This window comes from Nonomuraea turkmeniaca, from assembly GCF_005889735.1.
GTDB lineage: Bacteria > Actinomycetota > Actinomycetes > Streptosporangiales > Streptosporangiaceae > Nonomuraea > Nonomuraea turkmeniaca.
Genome location: NZ_VCKY01000125.1, coordinates 23,647 through 31,345 on the forward strand (window position 1 = coordinate 23,647; position 7,699 = coordinate 31,345).

Here is a 7,699-nt window from a genome sequence, read left to right on the forward strand (position 1 = left end):
GTCACCGGCTCAGTACGCGCCGCAGGGCCCGCTCGAGAGTGGCGGGCGGGTCCGGGTCGGCGTCCGGGGAGCGCCAGGCCACGTACCCGTCCGGGCGGACCAGGACGGCGCCGCCCCCGCTGACGCCGTACCTGTCCCGCCAGCAGCCTTCCGCGTCCACGAGCTCCTCACCGATCAGCAGGCGCGTGAGCTGCACCCCGAGCCGTTCCTTGATCAGGCGCCCGGCGTCCATCCACGCCTGGCCCCCTTCCTTGTCGGCCAGCAGGACGAAGCCGGAGCCGAACAGGTCGATGGTGGAGATGCGCTGGCCCTCCCAGTCGAGCACCACGTGCGGGGCGCGGCTGCCCGGCCGGCCGTTCGGCACGCGGGGGTCCTCCAGGATCGAGCCGTCGTCGCCGGGTTCGTCCAGGATCGCCGTGGAGTGGTAGCGGTATCCGATGAGGGCGCCGATCGGGTCTTCCAGGGGCTCCGGATAGCCGACGCGGGCCGCGGGAGGCATGCGTACGCCGAGGTTGGCGAGCTGGGCGTCGGCCGTCAGCGTGCCGATGGGGCGGCGTTCGGCGTCGTAGGTGTCGAGGAAGCCGGGCCCGGCCTGCCCCGTGAGGACCAGCCAGAGCCGCCAGGCGATGTCGCAGCCGTCCTGAAGCGCGGTGCTGCCGCCCTGCCCGCCGGTCGGCGGCATGGTGTGGGCCGCGTCCCCGGCGAAGAACACCCGCCCGGCCTGGTAGGTGTCGGCCAGCACGTGCGCCATGGCGAAGGTCGTCTTGTCCAGGACCCGCACGTCCAGATCGGGCCGGTCGGCGGCGACGCGGACCAGCTCGGCGCAGCGCTCGTCGGGGAAGTCGGCCTCGCCCTCGCCCTCCGCGAGGTTGACGCCGAGCACGTGCGCGCCCACGCCGGTGCCGGTCACGATCACGCCGGTGAAGACGTCGTTCCGCAGGTACCAGAGGGTGACCTCGCGGTCGCGGACCAGGCCGGACAGGTCGGCGTCGAACATGATCGAGCACATCTGCCCCAGCTCGCCTTTGCCCGAGGCCGGCACGCCCAGGAGCCGCCGCAGCGGGCTGCGGTAGCCGTCGGCGGCCACGACGTAGTCGGCCCGTACCAGGCGGTCCTCGCCGGCGGTGCGGATCAGCGCGGTCACGCCGTCCGCGTCCTGCTCCAGCGAGCGCAGCTCGGTGGAGAATCGCAGGTCGGCGCCGAGCTCCTCGGCCCTGTGGCGCAGCAGGCGCTCGATCTCCGCCTGAGGCGCGCCGACGGTCTTGGCGGGGGTGATGCCGGCCAGGAAGGCCAGCTCCTCGCGCTCGTCGCTCATGATCATGTGCGGATCCGGGTCGGCCAGGCTCTTGGCGATCGCGATGCGCATGTTTTCGCCGATGCCGGTCCAGATGTCACTCAGGGCCTCTTCGATGCCGGGCACGGGACGCAGCAGCTCGACCGCTCGCGGTCCGACACCGAAGGCCTTGGGCTGGATCGAGGTGCTCGGGTGCCGTTCGACCAGCATGACCGGCACGTCACGCCAGGCCAGGAGCAGCGCCGCGCTCAGCCCCGCGTATCCACCGCCGACCACTAGGACCGGCACTCGCTCTTGCTCCATTGCTCTCCACCTCCGGGAACGCGTACTATCGCGTCTATCGGTCGACGACACGATATGTCGCGTCGATGGAGAGAGTCAAGATATATCGCGAGTTGCGGCCTGATGGCCCGCTGCGGGCCGATGGAGGTTTACTCCGACAGGTGGCGTTCGAGAGACTCGATCTTGGAGGTCATGCCGTCCGTGATCCCCGGCCGCACGTCGGCCTTGAGCACCAGGCTCACCCGGGGAGCCACCTCCGCCACCGCCTCCACCGCCCGCTTGACGACGTCCATGACCTCGTCCCACTCGCCCTCGATCGTGGTGAACATCGCGTCCGTCCGGTGGGGCAGGCCGCTGGAGCGGACCACCTTGACGGCGCGGGCGACGGGCTCGGCGACACCCTCGCCGACGCCCAGCGGGGTGATGGAGAATGCGACGATCACTGCGGTCCCTTACGGCTGCGGATACGGGTTTCGATCTTATCGAGCGACATGCGAAAAGCCACGACGCCTCCGAACGCCGTGGCCGCCGCCGAACCCGCTCACGTGCTGGTCACACGTGATCGTGCTCTTCTTCCTCTTCCTCGCTGGGCCCCTCCGACGGCTCAACCCCGAGCACGGCCTCACGCGGCTCGATCTCGGCGATGTGGTCGACCAGCCCCAGCACGTGGTCCGGCTCGATCAGCCACTGCAGCGCCGAGGCGCCGGAGTCGTCGGCGTTGACGAGCTCGGCCTGCTCCGTGCGCTCCTCCTCGGTGAGGTCCGCGTCGGGGTGCCGGATCTCGGCCAGCGCCGCCGCCTGCAGCGCGTCCATGTCAAGCACCTCGACGGTCAGCTCGACCGTGAGGCGCAGGAACTTCGGTTCATCACTCATGGCGACGATGTTAGTGGTGTCGCGGTGGCCAGGAGCTCTGCTCACGACGACCACGCGTGGCGGGTCAGGAACCCGCGCTCGCCGGTGGCGTACTCGTGGAACGCCTGCCGCACCTCCTCCAGCTCCGGCATCATCGTGCGCAGGAGCGTGCCCTCCTTGTACTCCAGCTCGTACCCCGGTGAGACCTGCAGGAAATGGCGGCCGAAACTCACCAGGGCGACGAACGGGTTCTGCGGGGACAACGTGGCCAGCACGTCGTGCACCAAGCCGAGGTCGGGATCGTGCACGATCATCCCGTCCCCGGTGTGCAGCTGCATGCCTTCGTAGACGCCGAGCGGCGCCACGTTGTGCACGAGGTCGCGTTGAGGGTCGTAGCAGACCAGGCCGTGCGCCCGCGCGATCGTGAACACCTGCGCGGACACCTCGTCCATCGTGTCCAGATCCATCGTCACCAGCACGTGCCCCGGATAGACCGTGACCTCCCCCGGCAACTCCTTGGCGACGTCGGGCACGTCCCCGGCCACCGGCTCGGTCCGCTTGACCGCCAGGTAGGCGGCGCGGGCCTGGTCCCTGCTGATCGGCACCGGCTCGTCCCAGACCATCAACTCAACGCTCATCGGTCCATCTTCTCCAACCCGCTCCGCGACCGCGCGCCACAGGGCCAGGTAAGCGGGTGACTACCTGGGTTTTTCCGACTCAGGCACCAGCTCGGACGTGCAGTGGGCACAGCGCCGGGCCTCGGCGGGGATGTCGCTGAGGCACTCCGGGCACTGCTTGGTCGCGGCCGCCTTGTCCCGGTCGAACAGGCTGATCAGCCTGGTCATCGGGGCCACGATCAGCCAGTAGACGATGGCCGAGATGATCAAGAAGGTGAGGAGGTGGTTGAGGAAATCGCCGTACCTGAACCGGCTGCCGTTGATCGTGAAGGAGTAGTCGGCGAAGTTCGGCTGCCTGCCGCCGGTGACCGCGCCGATCAACGGGGTGACGAGGTCGCTGACGAACGCCTGCACCAGACCGCTGAACGTGGCGCCGATGATCACGGCCACCGCGAGCTCGACGATGTTGCCACGGAGTAAGAACTGCTTGAAGCCGCTCATGACTGCGCCACGTTGCCGGGAACCGGCGCCGCAAACGCATGGGTGCGGCTGAACCCCCTTTAGCTGGAGTAACGATGTGGTGAGGGTGGGAAGGAAGAAGGAGGTTCGGCAACGCCCGGGTTGTCCGGCTGAGCGGGGGGACAGAACATGGGGAGAGACCGCAAGGGAGCCTCGATGATCGAGATCTGGCCGGGAGACCCCTATCCGCTCGGAGCCACCTATGACGGGGCCGGAACCAATTTCTCGCTCTACACCGAGGTCGCGGACAAGGTCGAGTTGTGCCTGTTCGACGAGGACAACGTCGAGTCGAGGGTGCCGCTCAGCGAGGTGGACGGGTTCATCTGGCACGGGTACCTGCCCGGCATCGGGCCGGGCCAGCGGTACGGCTACCGCATCCACGGTCCGTACGATCCGGCGCGCGGGCTGCGGTGCAACCCCGCCAAGGTGCTGCTCGACCCGTACGCCATGGCCATCGAGGGCGGGGTGACCTGGAACGAGGCCGTGTACGGCTACCGCTTCGGCCAGCCCGACACCCGCAACGACCTGGACTCGGCCCCGTACGTGCCGCGTTCGGTGGTGATCAACCCGTTCTTCGGCTGGGGCCACGACCGGCCGCCCGCCACGCCGTACCACGACACCGTGATCTACGAGGCCCACGTGCGCGGGCTGACGATCAGCCACCCCAAGATCCCCAAGCACCTGCGCGGCACCTACGCCGCGCTCGGCCACCCCGAGATCCTCGACCACCTCACCAAGCTCGGCGTGACGGCGCTGGAGCTCATGCCGGTGCACCAGTTCGTCACCGACCACATCCTTGAGCAGCGTGGCCTGTCCAACTACTGGGGCTACAACTCGATCGGGTTCTTCGCGCCGCACAACCGCTACTCCAGCCAGGGGCAGCGCGGCCAGCAGGTGCTGGAGTTCAAGGCCATGGTCAGAGGGCTGCACGAGGCCGGCATCGAGGTGATCCTGGACGTCGTCTACAACCACACCGCCGAGGGCAATCATCTGGGGCCGACACTGGGCTTCAGGGGAATCGACAACACCAACTACTACCGGCTGGTCGACAACGACAAGCGCTACTACGTCGACACCACGGGCACGGGCAACAGCCTGCTCATGCGCTCGCCGCACGTCCTTCAGATGATCATGGATTCGCTACGGTACTGGGTCATCGAGATGCACGTGGACGGGTTCCGCTTCGACCTCGCCTCGACGCTGGCCAGGGAGCTGCACGAGGTGGACCGGCTGAGCGCGTTCTTCGACCTGGTGCAGCAGGACCCCGTGTTGTCGCAGGTCAAGCTCATCGCCGAGCCGTGGGACGTCGGGCCCGGCGGCTACCAGGTCGGCAACTTCCCGTCCCGGTGGACCGAGTGGAACGGGCGCTACCGCGACACCATCCGCGACCTGTGGCGCGGGCAGGCGGCCACGCTGCCCGAGTTCGGGTCACGGTTCACCGGGTCGAGCGATCTCTACCAGGACGACAGCCGCCGGCCCGCCGCGTCGATCAACTTCGTCACCTGCCACGACGGCTTCACCCTGCAGGACCTCGTCTCGTACAACAACAAGCACAACGAGGCGAACAAGGAGGGCAACCGGGACGGCACCGACGACAACAGGTCGTGGAACTGCGGCGAGGAAGGCCCGGCGGGCATCGCCGTCGAAGCGCTGCGCGAGCAGCAGAAACGCAACTTCCTCACCACGCTGTTCCTGTCCCAGGGCGTGCCGATGCTCTCCCACGGCGACGAGCTGGGCCGCACGCAGAAGGGCAACAACAACGGCTACTGCCAGAACAACGAGCTGACCTGGGTCGACTGGTCGGACGTGCGGGAGAACTGGCTGCTGCTGGAGTTCACGCAGAGCCTGGCGGCGCTGCGGAAGAAACATCCGGTGTTCCGGCGCAGGAGGTTCTTCTACGGCAAGCCGGTTCGCGGCCAGAACGACATCGCCTGGCTCACCCCCTCCGGGGAGGAGATGACCGACAGCGACTGGACCGTCGGGTATGCCAAGTCGCTGGCCGTCTTCCTCAACGGTGACGCCATCACCGAGCCGGACCGGCGCGGCCGGCCGATCCGGGATGACTCGTTCCTGTTGCTGTTCAACGCCCACTACGACACGATCAAGTTCACCATCCCCGAGGACTACGGCGAGATGTGGCACACGGAGATCGACACCGCCATGCCGATCATGCTCGACGCGCGGATGTGCCGCGGCGGCGAGGCGATCGCGGTGCCCGGCCGCAGCGTACGGGTGCTGCGCCGTGTCTAGGCCGGCGTCCACGTACCGGGTGCAGCTGACCCCGGACTTCGGCTTCGACCAGGTGGCCGAGATCGCCGGCTACCTGCGCGACCTGGGCGTGAGCCACGTCTACCTGTCGCCGATCCTGCAGTCCACGCCAGGATCGCGGCACGGCTACGACGTCACCGACCACTCCCGGATCAGGGAGGAGTTCGGCGGTGCGAGCGGGTTCAGGGAGATGGCGCAGCAGCTGGCCGCCCACGACCTAGGCGTGGTCGTGGACATCGTGCCGAACCACATGAACACGGTGAACGCCCAGTTCTGGTCGGTCTTAAAAGACGGGCCGGATTCACCGTACGCGAGCTGGTTCGACATCGAGTGGGTGGACGGGAAGGTGGCGCTGCCGGTCCTCGGGGACGACACGCCGCCCGTGGTCGATGGCGACGTGCTGCGTTACCACGAGCACGCCTTCCCCCATCCCGGACACTACCGGCTGGTCGACTGGCGCGAGGGGCCCGGGTACCGGCGCTTCTTCGACGTGTCGACGCTGATCGGGCTGAGGGTCGAGGACCCGGCCGTGTTGTTCGCCACACACGAGGTGATCTTCTGGCTGCTCGACGAGGGGCTGGTGGACGGGTTGCGGGTGGACCACCCGGACGGGCTGGCAGATCCGCGTGGCTACCTGGACCGGCTGCGGGCCCGGGTGGGCGAGACCTGGACGGTCGTCGAGAAGATCCTCATCGGGCCCGAACGGCTTCCCGGCGACTGGTCCTGCGACGGCACCACCGGCTATGACGTGCTCAACCGGGTCAACGGGCTGTTCGTCGACCCGGCGGGCAAGGAGCCGCTCGTCCGGCTCTTCACCTCGTTGACCGGGCAACCGGACGAATACCGCCCGGTGATGGCCCAGGCCAAGCGGGAGGTCCTGGAGCTGTTCTTCGGCGCCGAGGTCAACCGGCTGGCCAAGGCCGCCTCCTGCACGCCCGACGCGGTGCGGGAGCTGCTCGCCGCGATGCCGGTCTACCGCGCGTACGTGGTGCCCGGCGAGCCGCCGCCGCCCGAGTCGGTCGAGATCGTCGAGCTGGCCGCCGAAGCCTGCTCCCCCGCCGTGCAGCCGCTCGTCCGCGAGGTCCTGTACGGCTCCGCCGAGTCGATCGTGCGTTTCCAGCAGGCGTGCGGGCCCGTCATGGCCAAGGGTGTCGAGGACACGGCGCTCTACCGGTGGTACCCGCTGGCCTGCCTCAACGAGGTCGGCGGGGAGCCGGACGCGTTCGGGGTCTCGGTGGCGGACTTCCACGATTTCTGCGCCGAGCTACTGCCGTACACGATGACCACGTTGTCCACGCACGACACCAAGCGGTCGGAGGACGTGCGGGCTCGGCTGTCGGTGTTGTCCGAGATGCCGGAGGAATGGGCGGCGGCGGTGGCGCGGTGGTCGTCGGCCGTGCGGTTCGATCCCCACCTGGACTACCTGGCATGGCAGAACCTCATGGCGGCGTGGCCGATCTCGGTCGACCGGTTCACGGATTACCTGCTCAAGGCGGCCCGCGAGGCGAAGACCGCCATTTCCTGGATAAATCCGGATCCGTCTTATGAGCGGGGGTTGCGGGAGTTCGCCGAGGCCGCCGTGCGGCTGCCGGTCGGGGAGTTCACCGAGCGGATCGAGCCCTTCGCGATGTCGAACTCGCTCGGCGCCAAGCTCGTGCAGCTCATGATGCCCGGAGTGCCCGACGTGTACCAGGGCAACGAGACGACCGACTTCTCGCTGGTCGATCCCGACAACCGGCGCCCTGTGACGTACCCGTGCAAGCCGGAGACCTCGTGGGACGCGGCCAAGCTGCTGGTCACCACGCAGGCGTTGCGGCTGCGCCGGCGGCTCGGGGGCGCGGCGCCGTACCGGCCGTTGGGGGCGGAG

The 7,699-nt window shown here is 68.6% G+C and carries 7 protein-coding genes; 2 read left to right on the forward strand and 5 right to left on the reverse strand.

Translation table 11 applies throughout. The features are described 5' to 3' along the window. Nucleotide 1 precedes the first annotated feature (1 nt). The 5 genes from ETD86_RS31245 to mscL form a co-directional block, all read right to left on the reverse strand. Nucleotides 2–1,597, reverse strand: a complete 1,596-nt coding sequence (locus ETD86_RS31245) for an FAD-dependent monooxygenase (protein WP_138670152.1) — start codon at nucleotides 1,595–1,597, stop codon at nucleotides 2–4. Nucleotides 1,598–1,725: 128 nt separating this feature from the next. Continuing rightward, complete coding sequence (locus ETD86_RS31250) at nucleotides 1,726–2,019, reverse strand: MTH1187 family thiamine-binding protein (RefSeq protein WP_138670154.1); 294 nt, start codon at nucleotides 2,017–2,019, stop codon at nucleotides 1,726–1,728. Between the two features lie 109 nt (nucleotides 2,020–2,128). Further along, a complete protein-coding gene (locus ETD86_RS31255) occupies nucleotides 2,129–2,449 on the reverse strand; it encodes a hypothetical protein (protein ID WP_138670156.1) in 321 nt (106 codons plus the stop codon). 41 nt (nucleotides 2,450–2,490) lie between these two features. Further along, nucleotides 2,491–3,066 carry a hypothetical protein gene (locus ETD86_RS31260; RefSeq protein ID WP_246148484.1) on the reverse strand — a complete coding sequence of 192 codons (576 nt, stop codon included), beginning with the start codon at nucleotides 3,064–3,066 and terminating at the stop codon, nucleotides 2,491–2,493. A 60-nt stretch (nucleotides 3,067–3,126) separates the two neighbouring features. Then, nucleotides 3,127–3,546 (reverse strand): large conductance mechanosensitive channel protein MscL, encoded by a 420-nt coding sequence (gene mscL / locus ETD86_RS31265; protein ID WP_138670157.1) that lies wholly within the window; start codon nucleotides 3,544–3,546, stop codon nucleotides 3,127–3,129. Nucleotides 3,547–3,720: 174 nt separating this feature from the next. On the opposite strand from mscL, the gene glgX reads away from it, so the two are divergent. Together glgX and treY are read left to right on the forward strand one after the other, a co-directional pair. Next, nucleotides 3,721–5,814 (forward strand): glycogen debranching protein GlgX, encoded by a 2,094-nt coding sequence (gene glgX / locus ETD86_RS31270; protein ID WP_138670159.1) that lies wholly within the window; start codon nucleotides 3,721–3,723, stop codon nucleotides 5,812–5,814. After that, nucleotides 5,807–7,699: malto-oligosyltrehalose synthase (gene treY, locus ETD86_RS31275; RefSeq protein WP_138670161.1), on the forward strand; the 1,893-nt coding region annotated here is incomplete at its 3' end. The genes glgX and treY, both read left to right, overlap by 8 nt.

Bases quoted from the DNA above. Each gene is read 5' to 3' on its own strand.
- ETD86_RS31245 (WP_138670152.1), bottom strand. From the start codon at position 1,597: ATGGAGCAAGAGCGAGTGCCGGTCCTAGTGGTCGGCGGTGGATACGCG.
- ETD86_RS31255 (WP_138670156.1), bottom strand. From the start codon at position 2,449: ATGAGTGATGAACCGAAGTTCCTGCGCCTCACGGTCGAGCTGACCGTC.
- ETD86_RS31260 (WP_246148484.1), bottom strand. From the start codon at position 3,066: ATGAGCGTTGAGTTGATGGTCTGGGACGAGCCGGTGCCGATCAGCAGG.
- mscL (WP_138670157.1), bottom strand. From the start codon at position 3,546: ATGAGCGGCTTCAAGCAGTTCTTACTCCGTGGCAACATCGTCGAGCTC.
- glgX (WP_138670159.1), top strand. From the start codon at position 3,721: ATGATCGAGATCTGGCCGGGAGACCCCTATCCGCTCGGAGCCACCTAT.